Genomic DNA, 258 nt, shown 5'->3' on the forward strand with positions numbered 1-258 from the left:
TTGTGTCAATGTCGCCAGTGAGGCGGTCGCCGTCCTTGTCGGTCAGGAAGCCATCTCCGATGCTCTCCAGGTAGTCACCGGCGTTAGCGTTCGACTGCCCTTTAATCCAGCCAGTCCAGTCACCCTGATTGCCGGTACGGTCTTGCAAACGAGCGCGGAACCAGAACTCCTGCCCCGCCTTCAACCCGGTCATGGTGTGGGTGTGCAGCGGGTACGGGATATCGGCCAGCAGCATCGCGTTATTTCCGGCCGCGTTGT

1 protein-coding gene is annotated in these 258 nt (G+C 60.5%); it reads right to left on the reverse strand.

The genetic code is table 11. The features are described 5' to 3' along the window. A partial coding sequence (locus ADK28_RS02810) for a hypothetical protein (RefSeq protein ID WP_152929602.1) occupies positions 1 to 258 on the reverse strand: 258 nt, incomplete at both ends.

The organism is Serratia sp. 506_PEND (assembly GCF_001076875.1).
In the GTDB taxonomy this organism is placed as follows: Bacteria; Pseudomonadota; Gammaproteobacteria; order Enterobacterales; family Enterobacteriaceae; genus Serratia; species Serratia marcescens.